General features: G+C 55.5%; 18 protein-coding genes. 12 read left to right on the top strand and 6 right to left on the bottom strand.

Features of this window, described 5'->3' with window-relative positions; all coding sequences use genetic code 11:
* Positions 1-10 precede the first annotated feature (10 nt).
* Genes IV433_RS25725 through IV433_RS25710 form a run of 4 tightly spaced genes read left to right on the top strand, consistent with a single transcriptional unit; the run spans position 11 to position 4,228 of the window.
* A complete protein-coding gene (locus IV433_RS25725; protein WP_195816503.1) occupies positions 11-1,294 on the top strand; it encodes an ABC transporter substrate-binding protein in 1,284 nt (427 codons plus the stop codon).
* Positions 1,295-1,352: 58 nt separating this feature from the next.
* On the top strand, positions 1,353-2,276 hold the full coding sequence (locus IV433_RS25720; RefSeq protein WP_101078854.1) for a carbohydrate ABC transporter permease: 924 nt from the start codon (positions 1,353-1,355) through the stop codon (positions 2,274-2,276).
* Positions 2,277-2,286: 10 nt separating this feature from the next.
* Entirely contained in the window at positions 2,287-3,129 is an 843-nt protein-coding gene (locus IV433_RS25715; protein WP_195816504.1) for a carbohydrate ABC transporter permease, read from the top strand.
* A gap of 4 nt (positions 3,130-3,133) precedes the next feature.
* Positions 3,134-4,228: an ABC transporter ATP-binding protein gene (locus tag IV433_RS25710; protein WP_195816505.1), complete on the top strand. Its 1,095-nt coding sequence runs from the start codon at positions 3,134-3,136 to the stop codon at positions 4,226-4,228.
* 775 nt (positions 4,229-5,003) lie between these two features.
* Here the strand turns inward: IV433_RS25710 and IV433_RS25705 are convergent.
* Positions 5,004-6,296: an MFS transporter gene (locus IV433_RS25705; protein ID WP_195816506.1), complete on the bottom strand. Its 1,293-nt coding sequence runs from the start codon at positions 6,294-6,296 to the stop codon at positions 5,004-5,006.
* 142 nt (positions 6,297-6,438) lie between these two features.
* Between IV433_RS25705 and IV433_RS25700 the strand changes: the two genes are divergently transcribed.
* The 4 genes from IV433_RS25700 to IV433_RS25685 all read left to right on the top strand — a co-directional run bounded on the left by IV433_RS25700 (position 6,439) and on the right by IV433_RS25685 (position 11,353).
* Positions 6,439-7,338: a LysR family transcriptional regulator gene (locus tag IV433_RS25700; protein WP_195816507.1), complete on the top strand. Its 900-nt coding sequence runs from the start codon at positions 6,439-6,441 to the stop codon at positions 7,336-7,338.
* A 170-nt stretch (positions 7,339-7,508) separates the two neighbouring features.
* Positions 7,509-8,732: a sugar metabolism global transcriptional regulator Mlc gene (gene mlc, locus IV433_RS25695; protein WP_152326155.1), complete on the top strand. Its 1,224-nt coding sequence runs from the start codon at positions 7,509-7,511 to the stop codon at positions 8,730-8,732.
* A gap of 321 nt (positions 8,733-9,053) precedes the next feature.
* A complete protein-coding gene (bioD, locus tag IV433_RS25690; RefSeq protein WP_195816508.1) occupies positions 9,054-9,740 on the top strand; it encodes a dethiobiotin synthase in 687 nt (228 codons plus the stop codon).
* A 131-nt stretch (positions 9,741-9,871) separates the two neighbouring features.
* Positions 9,872-11,353, top strand: coding sequence for an MDR family MFS transporter (locus tag IV433_RS25685; protein WP_195816509.1), 1,482 nt, complete (start codon positions 9,872-9,874; stop codon positions 11,351-11,353).
* On the opposite strand, the gene IV433_RS25680 is transcribed toward IV433_RS25685, so the two are convergent.
* The 5 genes from IV433_RS25680 to IV433_RS25660 all read right to left on the bottom strand — a co-directional run bounded on the left by IV433_RS25680 (position 11,350) and on the right by IV433_RS25660 (position 18,793).
* A complete protein-coding gene (locus IV433_RS25680; protein WP_195816510.1) occupies positions 11,350-13,008 on the bottom strand; it encodes an ABC transporter permease in 1,659 nt (552 codons plus the stop codon). The two genes, IV433_RS25685 and IV433_RS25680, sit on opposite strands and share 4 nt — an antisense overlap.
* Positions 13,009-13,068: 60 nt before the next feature.
* Positions 13,069-14,016 carry an ABC transporter substrate-binding protein gene (locus tag IV433_RS25675; RefSeq protein ID WP_370530287.1) on the bottom strand — a complete coding sequence of 316 codons (948 nt, stop codon included), beginning with the start codon at positions 14,014-14,016 and terminating at the stop codon, positions 13,069-13,071.
* An 86-nt stretch (positions 14,017-14,102) separates the two neighbouring features.
* On the bottom strand, positions 14,103-14,846 hold the full coding sequence (locus tag IV433_RS25670; protein ID WP_195816511.1) for an ABC transporter ATP-binding protein: 744 nt from the start codon (positions 14,844-14,846) through the stop codon (positions 14,103-14,105).
* 710 nt (positions 14,847-15,556) lie between these two features.
* Complete coding sequence (gene araA / locus IV433_RS25665; protein ID WP_195816512.1) at positions 15,557-17,062, bottom strand: L-arabinose isomerase; 1,506 nt, start codon at positions 17,060-17,062, stop codon at positions 15,557-15,559.
* 51 nt (positions 17,063-17,113) lie between these two features.
* Positions 17,114-18,793, bottom strand: a complete 1,680-nt coding sequence (locus IV433_RS25660; protein ID WP_195816513.1) for a ribulokinase — start codon at positions 18,791-18,793, stop codon at positions 17,114-17,116.
* A 416-nt stretch (positions 18,794-19,209) separates the two neighbouring features.
* Here IV433_RS25660 and IV433_RS25655 point away from each other — a divergent pair, with 416 nt between their 5' ends.
* From IV433_RS25655 to araC, 4 genes are all read left to right on the top strand, one after another.
* Positions 19,210-20,196 carry an arabinose ABC transporter substrate-binding protein gene (locus IV433_RS25655; protein ID WP_195816514.1) on the top strand — a complete coding sequence of 329 codons (987 nt, stop codon included), beginning with the start codon at positions 19,210-19,212 and terminating at the stop codon, positions 20,194-20,196.
* A 116-nt stretch (positions 20,197-20,312) separates the two neighbouring features.
* Positions 20,313-21,896: an L-arabinose ABC transporter ATP-binding protein AraG gene (gene araG, locus IV433_RS25650; RefSeq protein WP_229893726.1), complete on the top strand. Its 1,584-nt coding sequence runs from the start codon at positions 20,313-20,315 to the stop codon at positions 21,894-21,896.
* A gap of 18 nt (positions 21,897-21,914) precedes the next feature.
* Entirely contained in the window at positions 21,915-22,919 is a 1,005-nt protein-coding gene (gene araH / locus IV433_RS25645) for an L-arabinose ABC transporter permease AraH (protein WP_101078840.1), read from the top strand.
* 175 nt (positions 22,920-23,094) lie between these two features.
* Positions 23,095-24,030: an arabinose operon transcriptional regulator AraC gene (araC, locus tag IV433_RS25640; protein ID WP_195816515.1), complete on the top strand. Its 936-nt coding sequence runs from the start codon at positions 23,095-23,097 to the stop codon at positions 24,028-24,030.
* Positions 24,031-24,386: the final 356 nt, after the last annotated feature.

Below are 24,386 nucleotides of genomic sequence, written 5' to 3'. Positions count from 1 at the left end.
AACCAAGATTATGCGACACCCGAAACGTCATGCTTTGCTCAGCGCGCTGACCCTCAGCGTCAGCCTGTTTTCCTGTGCCGGTTTTGCCGCCACCAAACTGACGCTGGTGGAAGTGATTACCAGCCCGGCGCGTACCGAAATGCTGCAAAAAATGTTGACCGCATACAGGGCGCAACATCCTGATGTCGAGATTGAAGTGGTGTCACTGCCTTGGGGGCAGGCGTTTGAAAAGCTCGGCACGATGATTCAGAGCGGGCAATATCCGGACGTCGTGGAAATGCCTGACACCTGGCAGGGTTTGTACGCCAGCAACGGGATGCTGGCCGATCTTGAGCCGCGCCTGAAAAGCTGGAGCGGTACGCCGGATCTGACCGATAAAACGCTGACAATGGCGCGCTCTTCCGGCGGCACGGCGACCATGATCCCTTACGGTTTCTATCTGCGGGCGATGTTCTGGAACAAAAAACTCTTCCAGCAGGCCGGGCTGACTGACGCGCCGAAAACCATGGACGAATTCATGGCCGATGCGAAGAAAATCAGCGCGCTGGGCAACGGCATCAGCGGATATTGCATGCGCGGCGGCGTCGGCGGCACCAACGCCTGGATGATGTTTATGGCAGCGATGAACGGCTCGCCGGACTTTTTCGACAAAGACGGTAACAGCACGCTGACGCATCCGGGCGCAATTAAAGGGGCGCAGTTCCTGGTGGACATGTACCAGAAAGGTTACGCGCCGAAAGACAGTGTGAACTGGGGTTTTAACGAAATAGTCTCCGGCTTCTATTCCGGGAAATGCGCAATGCTCGATCAGGATCCGGACGCGCTGATCGCCATCAAAAACAGCATGAACCCGGACGATTTCTCGGTCGCGCCGATGCCGCTCGGGCCGAACGGTAAAGCCTATCCGACCATCGGCTACACCGGCTGGTCGATGTTCAAACAAGGCAAAAATCAGGATCAAAGCTGGGATCTGATTTCCTTCATCAGTAATAAAGAAAACAACCTGACGTGGTCGAAGTTCGTCGGCACGCTGCCGATTTACAAAGGTGCGGAGCAGGACGCGTATTACCACGCGCCGCAGTTCGCCGGCTGGTTTGCCGAGCTTAACAGCCCGGATTACATCCCGCTGACCATGCCGACGCACCTTAAAGGCTGGGGTTACTTCAACTCGGTGATTGTAAAAGACAGCTCGCAGGAAACGCTGCTCGGCCAGAACGACACAGAAAGCATGGTGAAAGACTGGGCGAAATACCTGACCAAAGAGCAAAAGGCGTGGCTGGCTACGCAGAAATAAGCATGCGGCTCCGGCACGCGGTGCCGGAGTTAACACCTTTTACAACTGGAGACGCGTCATGATGTTGGAAGTTTCACCGCCAGACACCGCTGCCGCGCCACGCTTTCCCCGTTTGCGGGCGCTGCTTGAACCCTGGGTTTATCTCAGCCCGACGATGGTGCTGATTGGCCTGTTTATTTTTGTACCGATGGCGATCGGCATTTCATATGCTTTCCAGAATATTCAGTTGCTTAACCCGTTTGATACTGGCTGGGTCGGGCTGGATAACTTCCGCACAATGTTTGATGACCGGCATTTTTACGCCGCGCTGCGCCACACCTTCAACTGGACTGCCACGTCGCTGGTTTTACAGTTCGCGCTGGGGCTCGGTCTGGCGCTGCTGCTCAACCGTGAATTCCCCGGCCGCCGCTGGGTGCAGGCGCTGGTGTTCCTGCCGTGGGCGGTGCCTGCGTTCCTTTCCGGCCTGACCTGGGCGTGGTTGCTGAATCCGGTGATCGGCGTGCTGCCATACTGGCTGACGGATTTGCACATCATTTCTGAGCCTTACAATATTTTGTCAGACCCGACGCTGGCGCTTTACGGCCCGGTGCTGGCGAATGTCTGGTTCGGCATCCCGTTTTTTGCCATCACGCTGCTGGCGGCGTTGCAGTCGATTCCGAAAGATTTGTATGAAGCGGCGGCGATGGACGGCGCATCCGGCTGGCAGCAGTTCCGCAAAGTCACGCTGCCGTTTCTGGCACCGATGATCGCGATTACCGTCATGCTGCGCACCATCTGGATTGCCAATTTTGCCGATCTGATTGTGGTCATGACCGACGGCGGCCCGGCGAATTCGACGTCGATTCTGTCGAGTTTCATTTTCACCACGGCCTACCGGAAACTCGACTTTGGCTATGCCTCGGCGATGGCGGTATTCCTGCTGGTTCTGATGACGCTGTACGCGCTGGTTTTACTGCGTATCCGTCACCAGCTGTTGAAATAAGGAGAACCCGATGAACGCACTGTCATTAAATTTGTGGCTCCGCAAAGGCGGACACCGGCTGGGGATCCTCTTTTACCTGCTGTTCGCGCTGTTTCCGATTTACTGGCTGATCAAGATTTCGTTCACGCCGGACAAACTGCTCTACAGCGAAGGCGTGCGGATGTGGCCCAGTGAACTGACGCTCGTGCATTTCCAGCGCGTGTTTACCGAAAGCCAGTTTCCGCTGTATTTCTTTAACAGCCTGATTGTGTCATTCGGTACGGCATTTCTGACGACTGTAATCGCCGCCGGTGCAGGTTTTGCGTTTTCGCGCTTCAGCTTTCGCGGAAAAACCGTGATGGCGGCGCTGCTGCTATTCACGCAGATGTTTCCGCTGGTGATGATCCTCGCGCCGATTTACAAAGTGATGGCTCCGTTCGGGCTGACCAACAGCCTGCTGGGGCTGATCCTGATTTACACCGCGTTCAACGTGCCGTTCGCCACTTTTCTGATGCAGTCGTTTTTCGACAGTATTCCGAAAGATCTGGAGGAGTCGGCGATGCTCGAAGGGTGCAGCCGTTTTATGGCGCTGCGCAAAGTCATTATACCGCTGACGCTGCCGGGGATGGCCGCCACGCTGGGGTTTGTGTTTACTGCCGCGTGGAGCGAACTGCTGTTCTCGCTGATGCTTATCAACAAAAACGAGGTGATGACCTTCCCGGTCGGGCTGCTCAGTTTTGTGTCGAAATTCGCGGTTTCCTGGGGCGACATGATGGCGGCGGCGGTACTGGCGCTGATCCCTGCCTGTCTTTTCTTTGCATTCATTCAGCGTTACCTGGTTCAGGGGCTGACGGCTGGCGCGGTTAAAGGATAATTTTATGGCTCAGATTACGATTTCCGATCTTCAAAAACGTTACGAAAATGTCGAAGTGTTGCGTCATATCAACCTGACGATTCAGGACGGTGAATTTGTGGTGTTAGTCGGGCCTTCGGGCTGCGGAAAATCCACGTTGCTGCGCACCATCGCCGGGCTGGAACTGGCGACGGCGGGGGACATTCACATCGGCACGCGCCTCATGAATCAGGTTGCGCCAAAAGACCGTGATATCTCGATGGTGTTTCAGAGCTACGCGCTGTATCCGCACATGACTGTCGCGCGCAATATGGGTTTCAGTCTTGAAGTGCAAAAACGCCCGAAAGCCGAAATCGACGCGGCCGTGAACAAAGCGGCGGATATTCTCGGACTGACGGCGCTGTTGCACCGTCGCCCGAAAGAGCTTTCCGGCGGCCAGCGTCAGCGCGTGGCAATGGGCAGGGCGATCGTGCGCGAACCCCAGGTTTTCCTGTTCGATGAACCGTTGTCCAACCTTGACGCTCAGCTGCGCGGGCAGATGCGCATTGAAATAAAAAGCCTGCACCAGCGCATGCGCAACACCATTGTTTACGTCACTCACGATCAGGTCGAAGCCATGACGCTTGCCGATCGCATCGTGGTGCTCAACCACGGCGTCATCCAGCAGGTTGGCACACCGCTGGAACTCTATGACACACCCGCCAATAAATTCGTCGCCAGCTTCATCGGTTCGCCCTCAATGAACTTTATTAACGGCACAATAGAACTGGGTGATTCCGCGCCGCAGCTGCGCATCAATGCCAGCCAGACGTTGCCGGTTGACCCGCAGATTACGAACCTGAAAAGTGGCGCAGAAGTTACCTACGGCGTGCGCCCCGAAGCCATTGTCTTGTGCGAACAGGGCGCGCCTGGCGCGGTTCCTCTGGACGTCACGCTCATCGAACCCACCGGCCTGAGTGAGCTTATCCACGGTACTTTCGGTGGCGAACGGCTGAGTGTTTACAGCATGGTGAGATCCGGTGCCGTACCGGGGGACAGAGTTTGGGTGCAGATTGATACTGCACGGATGCAGTTATTTGAGGCTGACAGCCAGAGGCGGTTTTCTAAACTTGGTGAGTGATTCGGGCTGGCAGCCCTGAACCCGCTGTGGATTAGCTAAATTTGGTTTTTCACTGGCAGTGAGGCGCTTACAGCTGACCGGGGATATTTCGGTTTTTCAATTGCGGTTATCGCTCAGCTCAGGTCAAGACCTTGGGTTGCCACCCAAACTGGCTTTAAGGTCAAGACCTTGGGCTCGCCGCCCAAACTGGCCCAAAGGGCGCGTTAACGCGCGCGCCCTCTGGACACCCGCGCTTTTTTACTGCGCGCTATCGCTCGCTGGCTACGTTTCAGGCGCTACCGCTATTGCCGCGAAAACTTGCCGCTGCGCGGTTCCCTTACTCGGTTTCGAGCCATTGGTCTCGAAACACTTCGCTCGGCAAGCTTTCTGAAAGCGGCCGGAGGCTTATCTGAATTCAACGGCATCTTTTCAATAACCATCAGCAGTGAGGTTGTGAATTAGAAAGTCACTGGCCGCTATCAAAACGACGTTGAGAGAGTGGTGAGAAACAGCGAGAGTCTTTTTTCGAGCAGGTTCGAACCCGAAGCGAAAGAACCGCGCAGCGGCGGCGTTTGCGGCACTAACCGGCGTTGCTGAAACAGTGCCAGCGAGCGATAGCGCGCAGTGAAAGAGCCCGGGATTCTCAAGGGGCGCGGCGACAGGCGCTCCTTGAGGCCAGTTTGGGTGGCAACCCAAGGTTTTGATTTTGACCTAAGCCAGTTTGGGCGGCGAGCCCAAGGTTTTGACCTTAAAGCCGGTTTGGGTGGCAACCCAAGGTTTTGAAATTGAAGTTGATTTAAACCGGCTTAGCTTCAGCCAACCGCATTAACCGGATCCCGACTCCAACCCCAACAACCAACATCAGACTGATAAACCCCGTAATTCCGACCCACCCATAGGCGTGCCAGAAGAATCCCCCCAAAGTCCCGGCGACGCTCGATCCCGCGTAGTAGCTGAACAGATAAAGTGACGACGCCTGTCCTTTGGCGCGACGGGCGCGGCGGCCGATCCAGCCGCTGGCAACCGAGTGGGCGGCGAAGAATCCGCCGGTGACCAGGATCATTCCGATGAAAATCATCCAGACGGGCGAGAAGGCGGTGATCAAAATCCCCACCAGCATGATGGCCGTTGAACCAATCAGCACCGGTCCTCGGCCATATACGCCGGTCATCACACCGGCTTTCGGCGAACTGTAAGTGCCCATCAGATACACAATCGACAGGATACCGACGATGGCCTGGCTCAGGTTGTACGGCGTGGCGAGCAGGCGGTAACCGATGTAGTTGAACATGGTCACAAAGCTGCCCATCAGCAGGAAACCTTCGGCAAACAGCAGCGGCAGGCCGCTGTCGCGCCAGTGAAGTTTGAAGTTAATCAGCAATTTGCGCGGCTTGAGCGAACTCGCACGGAAATGCTTTGATGGCGGGAGAATGCGCCAGAACATGATCGCTGCGGCGAGCGCGAAGAAACCGACGACCGCCATGGCGATACGCCACGAGAAAAAATCCGTCAGAACGCCGCTGACCAGACGTCCGCTCATCCCGCCGATGGAATTCCCGCTGATGTATAACCCCATCGAAAACGCCACGACGCTCGGGTGAATTTCTTCGCTCAGATACGTCATTGCAACTGCCGCCACGCCGCTCAGCGACAAACCAATCAGCGCGCGCATGATAAGAATGGCGTCCCAGCTTTGCATAAAGGAACACACCAGCGTACAACCCGCGGCCAGTAACAGCGCCACCACCATCACCGATTTACGCCCCACGGCGTCCGATACCGGGCCGGTAAAGAGCAGGCCAATCGCCATCAGGCCGGTGGATAACGACAGCGATAAACTGCTGGTCGCAGGCGATACTCCGAAATCATGCGAGAGCACCGGCAGAATTGGCTGAACGCAATAGAGCAGGGCAAACGTCGCCAGACCCGCTGAAAATAAGGCCAGCGTGACGCGGATAAACTGCGGTGTCCCGCGTTTGATAAAAGGGGTTTTCAGGCCGGAACGGGCGACGGGGCTTTCAGGATTTAATTCGTCGTCATTAACAGAGTCATTGGCTGGTGCAGCGGAAATCCGCTGGGAGGTTTTCACTGTAATTCCTTAACGCGATGAGCTGTAAAACTAAATTTTAAAATGTATGAAAATTTTAACAGTGGCCGTTATATTGTCTAATATATTAATTTCGCAAGAACGATACGTTAAACATATCAATGAGGATAAATTGATCTAAACCATGAGCCACATTGAACTGCGTCATTTACGGTATTTCATCGCGGTCGCCGAAGAGCTGCATTTTGGCCGTGCCGCTGAGCGGTTACATATTTCTCAGCCGCCGCTCAGCCAGCAGATTCAGGCGCTGGAAACTCACGTCGGTGCGGCGCTGTTTTACCGAAACAACCGCAGCGTGCGGCTGACGCAGGCCGGACAGGCTTTCTTGCAGGAAGCACGGCAGATCTTGCTGCGCGTTGATGAGGCGGCGGCGCAGGCGGCACGAATACATCGCGGCGAATCGGGGAATCTGACGCTCGGGCTGACGTCTTCCGCGCCTTTTATGCGTCGCGTTTCCCGCACGCTGCATCATTTCCGGCTGACCTATCCCGGCGTCAATATCCGGATCGAACAGCTCAACAGTAAACAGCAAATCGAACCGCTGCTGGAAGGCAAGCTGGATCTGGGGATTATGCGTAATGGCGAACTGCCGGAGGAGCTGGAACATCATCTGATCCTTTCGGAACCGCTCATTGCCGTGGTTCACAAAGACAATCCGCTGAACGCGGTGCCTGACGGCGAGCTGACGTTTCAGCACCTGGCCGATCAGCCTTTCGTGTTCTTCTCCAAAGACGTCGGTACCTCGCTGTATGACGATATTCTCGGGCAGCTCAAAACACAGGGGATCACGCCTTTTATCACCCAGGAAGTGGGCGAGCCGCTGACGATTATCGGGCTGGTGGCGGCGGGTTTAGGCGTGTCGATTTTGCCGGCGTCGTATTTGCGCATTCAGGTCGATGGCGTGCGTTATTTGCGTTTCGGAAAGACAGAAGGCACCACGCAGCTCTGGCTGGTGAATCACGCGCGTCGCCCGATGACGGCGGCCACACGGGCGTTTATGGATTTACTGCTTCAGGAGGACTGAAGGTGTAACAGGGTGCAAACCTGCTGTATTTCCAGTCAATTCTGAGAGGCTTTTCACACAATTTGTGCACCAAATCACATAACGAATCAAATAGTTGACGACATATGACAAAAACCCCAACATAGCCCTAATCTTTATTTTGAAGCGCGAAAATAACAGGAGTTCCTTGAGTGATCCCCGACGGGCAACCCGGACATATTGATCAGATTAAACAAACCAATGTCGGTGCTGTGTACCGCCTGATAGATCAGTTTGGTCCCATTTCGCGCATAGAACTTTCTAAAAAAGCTCAACTCGCTCCAGCCAGTATTACCAAGATTGTCCGCGAACTTTTACAGGCTCATCTGGTACTTGAAACCGAGTTTCAGGATCCGGGCAGCCGCGGGCGTCCCGCTATTGGTTTAGCCCTGGATACTCAGGCCTGGCACTACCTTTCCGCACGTATCAGTCTGGGGTCGATCACTCTCGGTTTACGGGATCTGAGCAGCAAACTGGTGGTGGAAGAAGTGCTTCCGCTGCCGGAACAGGCGCACCAGCCGCTGCTTAAACGCATCATTTCTGAAATCGATCAGTTCTTTATCCGCCATCAGCGCAAACTTGAGCGCCTGACCGCCATCGCAATTACCCTGCCGGGCATGATTGATGCGCGCCGGGGCATCGTTCACCGCATGCCATTTTATCATGACGTTTTCGATATGCCGCTGGGTGATACGCTTTCGGAACATACGGGCCTGCCGGTGTACGTCCAGCACGATATCGGCGCGTGGACGCTGGCAGAATCGTTATACGGCGCGTCGCGCGGTTGCAAAAATGTGGTGCAGATTGTGATTGACCACAATGTCGGCGCAGGCGTGATTACCAGCGGGCGCGTTTTGCACGCAGGCAGCAGCAGCGTGGCCGAAATCGGGCATACGCAGGTTGATCCGTACGGGAAGCGTTGTTATTGCGGCAATCATGGTTGTCTGGAAACTGTTGCCAGTACCGACAGCATTTTGGATTTAGTGCGTCAGCGCCTCACGGTGCCGGTGCCTGCCAGTTTGCTGCACGGCGTGTCGCTGACGATTGAAGCGGTATGTGACGCCGCGAACCGGGGCGATCAGCTGGCGCGTGATGTGATTATCAGCGTGGGGCAGAGCGTCGGGCGTATTCTGGCGATCATGGTGAATCTGTTTAATCCGGAAAAAGTGCTGATCGGCTCACCGCTTAATTTATCTCAGGATATTCTTCATCCCGCGATAATGTCCTGTATTCAGCAGCAATCACTTCCTGCATATAGCGAAAATATCAAACTGGAATCCACGCAATTTTATAATCAGGGAACGATGCCCGGCGCGGCATTAGTTAAGGATGCGCTTTATAGCGGTTCCTTACTGATTAAATTATTACAGGGATAATATACTTAGCGGGCTATATTTTTCGGCGTGGCGGCGTTTATTGATCTGTATCAGCAAGCAATGCCATAAATCTGATGCTCACGGGATGTGTTCTAACTGCTGATTACTTTAATTACTTATATTCCTTCAGGTTATGTCATTAAATAAATACTTATAACCTTATGCGTATTCCTTACAGTCCAGTCAACAAAACATTGCGCTAACGCAAACCGCTCTCATCTCTCATCGCCTAGACTTTCAGCTGTTACTTTGTCTCTGGCGGCTTTTTCTTACCGGAGGCTATCTTTCAATAAGACGGAGAGATCCCGGAGCCTGAATTTCATGTTAACGCACTTTTTCGTCACGGGTACGGACGCCCGTGTAGGTAAAACCATTGTCACACGTGCCTTGCTTCAGGCCTTAGCCGCGCAGGATCGCTGCGTTTTAGGCTATAAACCTATTGCAACTGGCAGCCAGGAGCTGGCCGACGGGGTTCGAAATAAAGATGCGGTAACTCTCCAGCAGTCATCTTCTATTGCTTATCCTTTTAATAAAATAACCCCTCTGGCCTTAGCTGACGAAGATATTTATGCCAGCCAGGTTCCTGAGAATATTTTTGAAATAATGACCAGTGGCCTCAACTTCATGCGTGAAGAGGCAGATTCAGTGGTCGTAGAAGGGTGCGATGGCTGGAGAACATTGATTACTCCGCATCTTTTATATTCAGACTGGGTTCGCCAGCAAAATATGCCGGTGGTATTAGTGGTCGGTATTCAGGAAGGCTGTGTCAGCCACGCGCTATTAACGGCGCAGGCGATTATCGCCGATGGATTACCGTTGCTGGGTTGGGTCGCAAACCGAATTAACCCGTGTCTTGCCCACTACCAGGAAACTATTGACGCGATCAGTGCCAATATTTCCGCGCCACTGTTGGGGGAAATTCCTTATTTACCTCGCGCAGAAAGCCGCGATATGGCCAAATTTATTGACCTGTCCAGCCTGAAGCTGAAAACGTTAACCAAAGCCTGACGGGTGACGTTGTCACGCAGCAATCAAAACAAAGCGGCTCAGAGTGCCAAACCCTGAGCCGCTTTTTTGTCTATAGTTTGTGTATAGTTTGCCTATCTGCCTGAGCGCATAATCTAACGAAAACAGAGAACATGGCCGTCACGACTCCCGTTGTAAAATCATCGCACCGCCCCTTAATTCTCACTGCCTGCATGTTATCGATGTTTATGGCGGCCGTGGAAGTCACGATTGTGGCGACCGCGATGCCGACCATCATCGGTGATCTCGGCGGTTTCTCGCTGCTCGGCTGGGTCTTTGCCGTCTATCTGCTGACGCAGGCGATTACCGTGCCGATCTACGGCCGGCTGGCAGATTTGTACGGTTGCCGGAAGATGTTTTTCATCGGGACGACGCTGTTTCTCATCGGCTCCGTATTGTGCGGATTCGCGCCCTCGCTGGCCTGGATGATTGCCTTCCGTGCCTTGCAGGGGCTGGGCGCGGGGGCGATTACGCCGATTGCGACCACGCTGATTGCCAATGTCTATGGCCCGCAGGAACGCGCAAAAGCGCAGGGCTATTTGTCCAGTGTGTGGGGCGTTTCGGCGATTGTCGGCCCGCTGATGGGGGCGTTTATCGTTTCGCATTTCCCGTGGGCGGTGGTCTTTTGGGTCAACGTGCCGATTGGTCTGGTGGCGATGGCGATTCTGGTCAAATACCTGCCGCCGGACGGACAGCGTAAACAACATAAACTGGATCTGGCCGGAACCGGTTTTCTGACGCTTTCCGTTGCGGCGTTACTTCTGGCATTGCTTCAGGCCGAAGTGCTGGGCTACTGGGCGCTGGCGCTGATTGTTCTGGCGGTGGTCAGCGGGTATTTGCTGATACGTCAGGAGCGCAAAACGCCTGAGCCGCTGTTCCCGCTGGCGCTGTGGGAAAGCAAAGTGATTATTGCCGGTAACATTGGCGGCCTGATTATCGGCGCGACGATGATGGGGATCAGCGCGTTTCTGCCGACCTACGTGCAGGGCGTTCTCGGCGGCACGCCGCTGGAGGCGGGCACCACGCTGGCACTGATGTCCATCGGCTGGCCGCTGGCGAGCATGCTCAGCAGCCGTCTGATGCAGGCGACGTCTTACCGCGCGACAGCGGTCCTGGGCGGCGTTTTACTGCTGGGCGGAAGTGTGGCGCTGCTGTTTCTCTCGCCGGATTCCGGGCTGTGGGTGGCGCGTCTGGCGGCGTTTTCAATCGGCGCGGGAATGGGGTTAGCGAATACCACGTTTATTGTGTCGGTGCAGAATAATGCGGAACCGGCAATCCGCGGGATTGCGACCGCATCCACCTTATTTACCCGCATGTTAGGCTCGGCAATTGGCACCGCCGTGCTGGGCGCAACGCTGAATCTCAATCTGCAATATCGCCTGCCTCAGGTGAACGATCCGGTTCAGCAACTGATGGAAAAAGCCACGCGCAATGCGATGGAAAGCCATCATCTGGCGGCGCTGACCGAAAGCGTGGCGGCGTCCCTGCACTGGGTCTTTATGGTTTCCGCGATTATTTCCGTACTGGCGGTCGCCGCCGGTCTGTTAATTCCGGCAGGCGACCGCCCGCACACCGAACCGCAGCGGGAAAGTTAAGCCAGCGGTTTTCGTTGAAGCCTGACGGCTGCCAGCATCAGCGTCAGGCTCAGTAACACCGCAACCGACGCCATCGCCATGCCATCTCCTACTGATCCCTGTTCAAACTGCCGCCACACATAGACCGAAACGGTCTGCACGCCCGCCGGTGAAAGCAGCAGCGACGTCACCAGTTCGCGAGAGGCGACGGCAAACACCATCATCATCGACGCCAGCAGGCTGGGAAAGACCAGGGGCAGCAGGATCAGCCGCAGCGTTTGTGCCGCCGTCGCACCATGCACCCGCGCCGCCGCATCCAGATTTCCGCCGATCTGCTTTAACACCGCGCTGACGTAACGCACCGGATAAGGCAGCAGCAGGCAACAATAGGCGAGCAGCAAAATCGCCCAGGTGTTGTAAGGCGTAACCGGCCAGAAGCTGCGGTTCCACGCCAGAATCAGCCCGACGCCGACCACGATCCCCGGCAGCGCCGCCGGTAACAAAGACAATCCGTCAATCAGCGCTGAACCGCGGATCTTCCTGACCACCACCAGCCACGACGCCAGAAAGCCCGTCGCGCCCGCGATTAATGCCGTGCCGAGCGCCAGACTGAGGCTGGTCGACAGGGCGCTGATCGCGTCGCCGTGTGCGGCAAACAGCGCGCCGAAGTGACGTAATGTCAGGTTCGACAGCGAAAGCCCGCCGGAAAGCGTGCCGGAAAACGCCGTGGCCAGCGTGGATAAAATCGGCAGCGCCACGGCAATCACCGTCACCAGCGTGAATAATGCCAGCACCGGGATCGCCCAGCCTTTCAGCCGTTTTTGCGTGATATCGGCGGGTTTGCCGGTCATGCTCTCGACATTTTTGCCTGCCACCACCGCGCGCTGAACGCTGTAAGCGCACAGCGCGATCGCCACCAGCATCAGTGAAAGCACCGCCGCGCCGGGTAAATCAATCGGCCAGTCGGCAAGGCGCGCTTCGATGCCGGTGGTCAGCAGCATCACGCCGCTGCGCGAACCGAGCGCGCCCGGCACGCCGTATTCTTCGATGGATAACGTAAACGCCAGCAGCAAACTTGATGCCATAGCGGGCAGTGCCATGGGTAATGTCACGCGGGAAAAGGCGCGCCACGGGCCTGCGCCGTGAATACGTGCCACGTCTGCCAGACGGCTGCCGCTGGCGGCCATGCTGCGCGACACCGCGAAATACACCACCGGAAAAACGTTCAGCGTCATGACCACAACCATGCCCGGTATGGAAAACAGAAAATCGTTGAGACGCAGCCACGGCACCAGTTGCTGCACATAACCATTGGTTTGCAACGCCAGCATCCACGACAGGGCGGCAATATATGGCGGCAGCAAAAAGGGCACCAGAAACAGAACATCCCATAACGCCGCACCCGGCAGGGCAAACAGGCCACGCAGCGCGCCGAGCGGAATACCGATTAATCCGCTGCAAAGCGCGACGCCCAGCCCGACTTTGATCGTGGTGGAAAACAGTTCACGCAGCTGAGGTTCGGCGAAGATGCGGGTAAATGCGCTGAACGGTGCGGAATAAGCACCGGTATCGAGATGCGGGAAAACCGCCTGTAAAATCACAAAGCTGACCGGCACGGCGACCAGCAATAACAACGCAATGCCCGTTACGCCGGGCAAAAAAGCATTTCTGTTCATGGGTTTTGTCGTCGTTGTTCGGTGAGGGGAAACGGGCTGCCTTCGCAGCCCGTGACTGACTTACTGCTGACCGAACAGTTTTGCGAAACGTTCGAGCACTTCTTTGCGCGACGCCGAGGCCTGGGAGGCTTCCGGCAACAGTTTCAGCGATTTAAACAACGGACGTTTGGCGTCGATATCGGTGCGCGCGGGCATCAGCCACGCATCGGCTACCAGTTTCTGGCCTTCAGGCGAAAGCGCGTAATCGATAAACGCTTTGGCTTCTTTTTGCTGCTGGCTGGATTTGAGGATCATCATCGGGCGCGGGGCGATCACGGTGCCGCTGCTCGGGAAAATGACTTTGACGGATTCGCCGTCCTGAACACTGGCGTAAGAGACGTAATCCACCGCGCCAAACACGGCGGCTTTCGCGCCCTGCAACACCGGCGTCAGCGCCTGTGCGTTGGGTCCGGCGATAATCATGCCGTTAGCTTTCAGATCTTCAAACAGTTTCCACGCCTGCTGCGCGTGGGCATTTTGTAACCCGATCAGCAAATCCAGCGACGCACCGGAAAGCGAAGGGTCAGGCGTGGTCACTTTGTCTTTAAATTCCGGTTTGGCTAAATCGCCCCAGTCTTTTGGCTCAGTGGTACCACTTTTGGTGTTCCACACGATGCCCAGTGCGGAAATCCCCTGCGCGACGTAGTAAGGCGTTTTGAATTGCGCCGGAACCTGCTCTGCGTTCGGGCTTTGGTATTCCAGCAGCCAGCCGCGTTTTTCGAGATCGGTTGCGGTATCCCAGGATGCGGAGATCAGAACGTCTGCGCGCGGATTGGCCTGCTCGGCGTCCAGACGGGCCATTACTTTGCCGGTGGTGGCCTGGAAAACATCCACTTTCACGCCGGTTTGTTTTTCATAACCTGCTGCCAGTTTTTTTGCCAGAGAACCCGGCCCGGCGGTGTAGAGCGTCAGCGTCAGCGCCTGCGCGCTGCCAGCTGCCATTGCGAGAGAAAGAGTCATTGCGGTCATTACGCCTGTTTTAGTACGGGAAAACGTTGTGTGGTTCTTACGAAAAGTGCTGAGTGTGCGGTTCATCATTTTTATCCCATCAGAGGTTAAGCAACAAAAGGTGAAATTACGGAAGGATCAATCGTGTCAATACTGGCGATCGCGCCCTTGTCCATGCGGGCAATATGATGGGCGAGCGCGTGGGCTTCGTGCTGATCGTGCGTGACGTAAACCGCCGTGGTGCCGAGCTGGCGCAACAACACCGCCATTTCTTCGCACAGGCTTTCGCGTAAATCGCGGTCGAGATTCGACAGGGGTTCGTCAAACAGCAGGATGCGGGGTTCGGCGACGATGGCGCGGGCAAGTGCAACGCGCTGTTGCTGCCCGCCGGAAAGCTCAGAAGGGCGGCGCGAGACGAAATCCGCGAGCCCGACGCGTTCCAGCGCCGCCATCACTTTTTCTTCCTGCGCCTGGCCTTTGATGCCACGCATTTGCAGCGGAAACGCGACATTTTGCCGGACGCTCATGTGCGGCCACAGCGCGTAATCCTGAAAGGCCATGCCGAGATTGCGTTTTTCCGGCGGCAGACTGAACGAGCCACTGGCGACGATTTCGCCGTCGAAGCGGATCTCCCCGGATGCCGGATTGAGCAGGCCGGCGAGCATTTTCAGCAACGTGCTTTTGCCGCAGCCCGAAGGCCCCAGCAATGCGAGGATCGTGCCTTTGGGCACCGTCAGATTGACGTGATTGAGTACCGGGTTGCTCCCGAAGAAATGGGAAACCTGATGGATAGCGATAGCGGGACAGGTGCGCGACGGCGCATTCCCGCTGGATTTAGCTGGAATGATCATGGTTGTACTATCCTCTTTGGGACTTATTAGTGGAGGTGAGGGTAAAGGGGGAATGTGACCGGGGTGTGACACCTTTTAGAAAGGTGCTGCAAATTGCCTTTGCAGGCGGCTTAACGGATTGACCGAGAATATTTCGGTTTTTCAATAGCGGTGATCGCTCAGCGGCTGGTGCCGAAACCGACCAAAGAGGGCTATGACGAGCCCTCTTTGGAATCTCCGCGTCTTTTTACAACACGCGCTATCGCCGGGTCGACGGACATGTTCTGGCACAATCGAATGTGGCGCGAAATCTTGCCGCTGCGCGGTTCCTTCCTCGAGGGCTTCGAGCCATTGGTCTCGAACCCTCAGTCAGCAAAATTTCTGAGCGCGCCATCTCACCTTTTTAGAAGATTAAAACCAGTCTGCATTTGAATTTAGATAAGCCTCTGGCCGCTTTCAAAAATCACGCTGGAAGGAGAGGTGGAAAACCGCGTATCTTTTCGCGCGGTTTGTAATCCGACTGGAAGGCACCGCGCAGCGGCGGGATTTTGCGGCAATAGCAAAAGTCCCTGAAACGTAGTCAGCCAGCGGCAGCGCGCAGTTAAAAAGCGTGGGAGATCAAAGAGGGAGGCGCTTTCCTCCCTCTTTGTCGGTTTCGGCGCGGCGAGTTAAGTTTTCACCGCCCGTGAAAAACCGAAATTTTCACGGATTTAATTCCTTAAAACAGCCCCTTAGCGGCTACAAAGCTTGTAATAAACTTCATTCCACCGGATCTGATTCTTGAAGTCCGCCAGCGTCGTGTCGTTATCAATCACCAGCAACTCAATCCCGGACAGCTCCGCGTACAACCGCAGTGCATCGATATCCAGCGCCTGAGAGAACACCGTGTGGTGCGCGCCGCCGCCGAGGATCCAGGCTTCTGCCGCCGTTGCCAGAGAAGGCTGGGCTTTCCAGATTGCACGGGCAACCGGCAGTTTTGGCAGCGGATGCAGTTGCTCGATGGTATCCACCTGATTGACCAGCAGACGGAAACGGTCACCCATGTCGATGACGCTGGCGTTGACCGCCGGGCCTGCCGGGGTGGAGAAAATCAGACGCGCCGGATCCGCTTTGCCGCCTATGCCCAGATATTGCGCATCCAGCAGCGGTTTTTCTTCTTTGGCAATCGACGGGCACACTTCCAGCATGTGCGAACCGACCACCAGATCGTTGCCCGGTTTGAAGTTGTAGGTGTAATCCTCCATGAACGACGTGCCGCCTTTCAGGCCGCTGGCCATCACTTTCATGATGCGTAGCAGGGCCGCGGTTTTCCAGTCGCCTTCGCCGCCAAAGCCGTAGCCTTTTTGCATAAGACGCTGTACCGCCAGCCCCGGCAGTTGTTTCATGCCGTGCAGATCTTCAAAGTTGGTGGTGAATGCGCCGAATTTCCCCTGTTCCAGGAAACGGGTCATCCCCAGTTCGATTTTTGCCGCGTCCAGCAGGTTTTCGCGACGTTCGCCGTTGAGTTTCACGGCATCCGTCAGGCGGTAAGTGGATTCATACTCTTCCACCAGCGTGTCGATATCGCCTTTGCTGACTTCGTTGATGACGCTGACCAGATCGCCAATACCATAGGCACTGATGCTGTAGCCGAACTGAATTTGCGCGGCCACTTTATCGCCTTCGGTCACCGCCACTTCACGCATGTTATCGCCGAAACGGGCGACTTTCAGATGCTGGCTTTCATTTTTCGCCGCGGCAACGCGCATCCACTGGGCAATGCGGCGGTGCGATTCGCCATCCTGCCAGTGACCGGCGACCACGGAATGTTGCTGACGCATACGCGCGCCGATGAAACCGAATTCGCGGCCGCCGTGCGCGGTCTGGTTCAGGTTCATAAAGTCCATGTCCATGGAATCCCACGGAATTTCGGCGTTGAACTGAGTATGGAACTGCAACAGCGGTTTATGCAGAATACTCAGGCCAGCAATCCACATTTTGGCCGGAGAGAAGGTGTGCAGCCAGGTAATCAGGCCGACGCAGGAATTCGCATAGTTGGCTTCGCGGCACAGCGCGGTGATTTCGTCCGGCGTGGTGACCAGCGGTTTGAGCACCAGTTTGACAGGCAATCCGGCTTCTGCGTTCAGGCCATTGACCACCTTTTCGGCGTTCTCTTTTACCTGACGTAACGTTTCCGGCCCGTACAGATGCTGACTGCCAATAGCGAACCACACTTCGAGATGTTTAAACGCGTCCATTAATCACTCCTGAATTTCAGATGTTTGAAAAAGCCGTTTTTGAAAAAGTAGTCAGTGTGCTGTCTTCGCTGCAAACAGCGGTTCAGTGGTCGCACACCATTGCTGATAACGTTCGTACAGGCGCTGGTATTGTTCGACGCGCTGCGGATCCGGCAGCAATGTGCGTTCGATGCTGCACGCCATTTTTTCCTGCGCGGCAGGGACGTCTTTGAATTCTCCGGCGGCGACGGCAGCAAAGATGGCGGCACCCAGCGCGCAGCACTGATCGGAGGCAACAATCTGCAACGGACGGTTCATGGCGTCGGCGCAAACCTGCATGATGACCGGCGATTTACGGGCAATACCGCCAAGCGTGAGAACGTTTTCAACCGGAATATCCTGTTGTTCGAAACACTCCATAATCGCGCGCGCACCAAAAGCGGTGGCCGCAATGAAACCGCCGAACAGTTCCGGCGCTTCGGTGCCGAGATTGATGTCCGTAATGACGCCTTTCAGACGCTGATTGGCAAACGGTGTCCGGCGTCCGTTAAACCAGTCGAGCACCAGCGGCAGGTGATCCAGCTTCGGATTGGCGGCCCACGCGGCGGTCAGGTCGGGCAGCAGATTTTTTTGTACTGCGGTGAGCTGATCTTTCAGCTCAGGATGCGCCTTAGCGGCCTGAATCAGCGGCCAGCTCAGCAGGCGGCTGAACCACGCGTACATATCGCCAAACGCGGATTGTCCGGCCTCCATGCCGATCATCTCCGGCACGACGCTGCCTTCAACCTGACCACAAATTCCGGCGATGGCGCGGTCGTTAACGCGCTCTTTATCGGCAATCAGGATGTCGCAGGTGGAGGTGCCGATCACTTTGACCAGCGTGTAAGGCTGCGCACCGGCACCGACCGCGCCCATGTGGCAGTCAAACGCACCGCCGGAAAGCACAACGCTTGCCGGTAGACCGAGGCGCTGCGCCCATTCCGGGGTCAGTGTGCCCACGGCCTGTTCGGCGGTGACGGTTTCGGTAAACAGCGGATACGGCAGATTTTCCACTAATAGCGGGTCGAGCGCGGCGAAGAAATCTTTCGGCGGCAGGCCGCCCCACGACGGATGCCAGAGCATTTTGTGCCCGGCGCTGCAACGGCCACGTACGACTTTGTCCGGCGCGGTGGTGCCGGAAAGCAGGGCGGGCACCCAGTCGCACAATTCCACCCAGGAGGCGGCGGCTTTGGTGACAGATTTGTCGGCGCGGGAAACATGGAGAATTTTGGCCCAGAACCATTCGGAGGAGTAAACGCCGCCGATATAGCGGGAATAGTCGGGAAAATCACCGCTGCGGCACAGGCGGTTGATCTCTTCGGCTTCTTCTATGGCCGTGTGGTCTTTCCATAACACGAACATGGCGTTCGGGTTTTCGGCGAACTCAGGATTCAGTGCCAGAATGTTGCCGTCTTTATCGACCGGTGCGGGTGTGGAGCCGGTGGAATCCACGCCGATACCAACCACGCGTGATGCGCGCTCGAGCCCAAGACGTTGTACGACGTTTTTAATCGCCTGTTCCATCGCTTCAATATAATCAAGGGGATGGTGGCGGAACTGATTTATTGCCGCGTCACAGTAACGACCCTCATTCCAGCGCGGGTAGTAAACCACGTCGGTTTCCATCTCGGCACCGGTCTGACAATCAACGGCCAGTGCGCGGACGGAATCGCTGCCAAAATCAAGACCAAGAGCTATCGCACCTTGCGTCATTCTTTCTCACTCCTTCAGGTTTGCCGTAGTCATTACGGCGGCGAATCGAATTGCTCTAACAGTAGGAGGATGGCAAAAAGTGAGTGAGGAGGCGTTAGCTGGAAGTATGCACAAATCTGCTCCCCATGATGTTTCTGTGAGGTTGGTCAAATGTTAGTGTTTGGCTAAAATCGCTATATCTATGTACAAACCTGCTGTTTTCCCGCCGTGTGATAGCGCTCTACATTCCGCTGCAAAATTACCGCTAAAACTTACTGCGTCTTACAACAGAGCGTGACGCAAATCCGCTATATACCGGACTTCGCCGCGTTCTGATTTTGTTTCCTTACGCCAATGATAACGTTTTCATGATTGCGGACAGCCACCCGGATTAAGGCCGGAATCGTGAAAAACAACAATAAAAGTCGGAGAACATCATGCATAAATTCACTAAGGCGTTAGCGGCGGTTGGTTTAGCTGCCGTTATGTCACATTCAGCTATGGCAGCCGAAAATCCGAAGCTGGGTTTCCTGGTTAAACAGCCGGAAGAGCCGTGGTTCCAGACTGAATGGCGGTTCGCTGATAAAGCCGGTAAAGACCTGAACTTTGAGGTCATCAAAATTGCCGTGCCGGATGGCGAAAAAACGCTGAATGCCATTGACAGCCTCGCGGCAAACGGCGCGAAAGGCTTTGTTATCTGTACACCAGACCCGCGTCTTGGCCCGGCCATCATGGCCAAAGCCCGCAGCTATGACATGAAAGTGATCCAGGTCGATGACCAGTTTGTGAATGCCAAAGGCAAACCGATGGAAGAAGTGCCATTGGTAATGATGGCTGCGACCAAAATCGGCGAACGTCAGGGCCAGGAACTGTATAAAGAAATGCAAAAACGTGGCTGGAAAGCCGCAGATACCGGCGTCATGGCTATCACCGCTGATGAGCTGGACACCGCACGCCGCCGCACTTCCGGTTCAATGGACGCGCTGAAAGCCGCCGGTTTCCCGGAAAAACAAATCTATAAAGTGCCGACGAAATCCAACGACATTCCGGGCGCACTGGATGCCGGTAACTCCCTGCTGGTGCAACATCCTGAAGTGAAAAACTGGCTGATTATCGGCATGAACGACAACACCGTTCTGGGTGGCGTGCGTGCAACAGAAGGCCAGGGCTTTAAAGCAGCGAACGTGATCGGCATCGGCATCAACGGTGTGGACGCGGTGAATGAGCTGTCAAAAAGCGCGCAAACCGGCTTCTACGGTTCCCTGTTACCGAGCCCGGATATCCACGGTTACAAAAGTATCCAGATGCTGAACGAGTGGGTGACCAAAGGTGTTGAACCGCCGAAATTCACCGAAGTGACCGACGTTGTGCTGATCACCCGCGACAACTTCAAAGAAGAACTGAAGAAGAAAGGCCTGATGTAACTTTTGCCTGATCTGAATTGAGTTACTGCACCACGGACGACGGTTAAGAAGTGTGACTGTTTTCAGTGGTGCAGTAATCGGTTTGAAATCCTTCACCTTTTTTCCAGGTAGCCACTATGACTCAGCAATCTTCAAATAAGACGCCTTTGCTGACACCGTCACTGACGGAGTTTGATGCGGCCAGGCCGTATCTGGAATTCCATGACATTGGCAAAACTTTTCCGGGCGTGAAAGCGCTGGACGGTATTTCATTCAATTGTTACGCCGGACAAATTCATGCGCTGATGGGCGAGAACGGCGCGGGTAAATCCACGCTGCTGAAAATCCTCAGCGGAAACTATCAGCCGTCGCAGGGCAATATTCACATCAAAGGCCAGCCGGTGGCATTTAACAACACCACCGATGCGCTCGATGCCGGTGTGGCGATCATTTATCAGGAACTGCATCTGGTGCCGGAAATGACGGTGGCAGAAAACATTTATCTCGGGCAGTTGCCGAGTAAACACGGGTTCGTGAACCGCAAATTGCTGCGTTATGAAACCAAAATCCAGCTGGAACATCTCGGGCTGGATATCGATCCGGACACGCCGCTGAAATATCTCTCCATCGGCCAGTGGCAGATGGTGGAAATTGCGAAAGCGCTGGCGCGTAACGCCAAAATCATAGCTTTTGACGAACCGACCAGCTCGCTGTCTGCCCGTGAAATTGAACAATTGTTCCGCGTTATCCGCGAGTTACGTGCCGAAGGGCGCGTCATTTTGTATGTCTCACACCGTATGGAAGAAATTTTTGCATTAAGTGACGCTGTCACTGTTTTCAAAGATGGCCGTTACGTGCGGACCTTCGACGACATGACGCAGGTCGATAACAGCAAGCTGGTGCAGGCGATGGTTGGCCGCAATCTGGATGATATCTACGGTTACGCGCCGCGTCCGCACGGCGAAATCCGTCTGGAACTGGACGACGTCAAAGCACCGGGCGTGAGAACGCCGGTCAGCCTGACCGTGCGTCAGGGGGAAATTGTCGGTCTTTTCGGGCTGGTCGGCGCCGGGCGCAGCGAGCTGATGAAAGGCCTGTTCGGCGGCACGCGCATTACCGGCGGCACCGTCAGGCTGGACGGCGAAGCGCTCAATATCCGCAAACCGGCTGACGCCATCCGCCTCGGCATCATGCTGTGCCCGGAAGACCGTAAGGCCGACGGCATCATTCCTGTGCATTCGGTGCGCGACAACATCAACATCAGCGCCCGCCGCAAAACGGTGAAAGCGGGGTGCCTGATCAACAACGCCTGGGAAGCCAAAAATGCGCGCAAGCACATCGAAGCGCTGAATATCAAAACCCCGAGCGACCAGCAGCTGATCATGAATCTGTCCGGCGGCAACCAGCAGAAAGCCATTCTTGGCCGCTGGCTGTCGGAAGAAATGAAGGTCATTTTGCTCGACGAACCGACGCGCGGTATTGACGTCGGTGCCAAGCATGAAATCTACAACGTGATTTACTCACTGGCGAAACAGGGCATTGCCGTGCTGTTTGCGTCCAGTGATTTACCGGAAGTGCTGGGTCTGGCCGACAGAATTGTGGTGATGCGCGAAGGCGCTATCTCCGGCGAACTGTTGCACGACGACGCTACTGAAGAAAAAGCGCTGGGGCTCGCCATGCTGCGAACGCCAGATCTTGACTCTGCCCCTGACGCTGCCTGACTGAGGAGCAAAAATATTATGTCGAGTATGACAACCAATTCAGCCAAACCGGATCAACCTTCTGCTGCGTCACGCAGCGGGCAAGGGCTGATGCGTATCTGGGACAGTTACGGCATGCTGGTGGTTTTCGCCGTGCTGTTTATCGCCTGTTCTGTTTTCGTGCCGAACTTCAGCTCTTTCATCAACATGAAAGGCCTGGGACTGGCGATTTCCATGTCGGGCATGGTGGCCTGCGGGATGCTGTTCTGTCTGGCGTCCGGTGATTTCGACCTGTCCGTCGCCTCGGTGATTGCCTGCGCCGGTGTTACCACGGCGGTGGTTATTAACATGACCGAAAGCCTGTGGATTGGCGTCGCCGCCGGTTTGCTGCTCGGGATGCTGACCGGGCTGCTCAACGGTTTTGTTATCGCCCGCCTGAAAATCAATGCGCTGATCACCACACTTGCCACCATGCAGATTGTGCGCGGTCTGGCGTACATCATTTCTGACGGTAAAGCGGTCGGTATCGAAGACGAACGTTTCTTCGCGCTCGGCTATGCCAACTGGTTCGGGCTGCCTGCGCCGATCTGGCTGACCGTCGGCTGCCTGATTATCTTCGGCCTGCTGCTGAACAAAACCACTTTCGGGCGTAACACGCTGGCGATTGGCGGTAATGAAGATGCGGCGCGGCTGGCGGGTGTGCCGGTTGTTCGTACTAAAATCATCATCTTTGTGCTTTCCGGGCTGGTGTCGGCGGCGGCGGGGATCATTCTGGCGTCGCGAATGACCAGCGGCCAGCCCATGACCTCTCTGGGCTTTGAGCTGATCGTCATCTCCGCCTGCGTGCTGGGTGGCGTTTCGCTCAAAGGCGGGATCGGCAAAATCTCCTACGTGGTTTCCGGCATCCTGATTCTGGGCACTGTGGAAAATGCGATGAATCTGCTGAACATTTCTCCGTTCTCTCAGTACGTGGTACGTGGTCTGATCCTGCTGGCGGCGGTTATCTTCGACCGCTACAAACAGAAAGCGAAAAAGACAGTTTAACGCCGTTTTATGATAACGCTTCCATGCATTGCCCCTGCGGCATTTAGCGGTTTTTTCCGTTAAATGCCGCAAAAGCGCGTGGTTGTTCACAAATTAGCAACGTTTACTGGCAGCGTTTTCACCCGCCGTTAGAATAGATGAAAAGTCCATAGCCACGAGTTGTTCAGGAGGTTCGATGTATCACCGTATGATTCAGGATCAGCAGCAAAATCCGCTGTTGCCGGGTTACAGTTTCAATGCCTATCTGGTCGCCGGTATGACACCGATCCTTGCTGACGGGCCGCTGGATTTCGCGATTGACCGTCCGGGCGGCATGAAAGGCTACATTCTTAATCTGACGGTCAAAGGGCAGGGTAAAGTCTTTGACGGTGAAGATACGTTTTACTGCAATCCCGGCGACCTTTTGCTGTTCCCGCCGAAAGCTCGCCATTTATACAGCCGCTCGGCCAATGCCGATTCGTGGTATCACCGCTGGGTGTATTTCCGCCCGCGCGCCTACTGGGCTGACTGGCTGGAATGGCACACAAAAACCCGCGACGTCGGGCGTCTTTCCCTGCCAAATAACACCTTACTGCTGGAATTCGACCGGCTCTTTGCCAATATCGAGCAGACCCAAAAATCGGGCCGGCGTTTCTGCGAAGAGTTAGGGATGAACCTGCTGGAACGCCTGTTGCTGCGTGCAATGGAAGAAGATCCGCAGAGCCCGCAAAAAATTATGGATCCGCGTGTCATTGAAGCCTGCCAGTTTATTACCGGCAATCTGGCCGGCGAGCTACGTATCGATGAAGTCGCACGCCACGTTTGCCTGTCGCCATCGCGTCTGGCGCATTTATTCCGCGAACAGGTCGGGATCAACATCCTGCGCTGGCGTGAAGATCAGCGTGTGATCCGCGCCAAGCTGCTGTTACAAACCACCCAGGAATCGATTGCGACCATTGGCCGTGTCGTGGGTTATGACGATCAGTTGTATTTCTCGCGTGTTTTCCGCAAGCGGGTAGGGGTGAGCCCGAGTGATTTCCGCCGCCGCAGCGTGGAGATTAATTACCCGGCCAAACCGTACAAATCGCAGCCGTGGCCGGAGCAGGAGAATCAGGTTTCATATCATTTTTGATTTGCAGAGGCCGCTGCAAAGGGGCGGCTTTTCACTTGCAGTGAGGGGCTGAATTCTCTGACCGAGAAAGTTTCGGTTTCTCAATTGCAGTGATCACTTATTTCGTTGCGCCGAAATTTACGCTAAAGCTGAGAATAGAGTAAGTTTCGGTTTCACAATTGCGGTGATCGCTTAACACGCTGTTCCTAAACCGACAAAAGAGGGGCAAGACGGCCCCTCTTTTGAATCTCCACGTCTTTTTTACTGCGCGCTATCGCTGGCTGGCTATGTTTCAGCAGCTCCGGCTATTGCCGCAAAATCCCGCCGCTGCGCGGTTCCCTTCAGTCGGGTTACAAACCGCGCGAAAAGATACGCGG

It is taken from the genome of Rahnella laticis, assembly GCF_015644585.1.
Taxonomy (GTDB): domain Bacteria; phylum Pseudomonadota; class Gammaproteobacteria; order Enterobacterales; family Enterobacteriaceae; genus Rahnella; species Rahnella laticis.
This window is presented reverse-complemented; position numbering and strand designations above follow the sequence as displayed.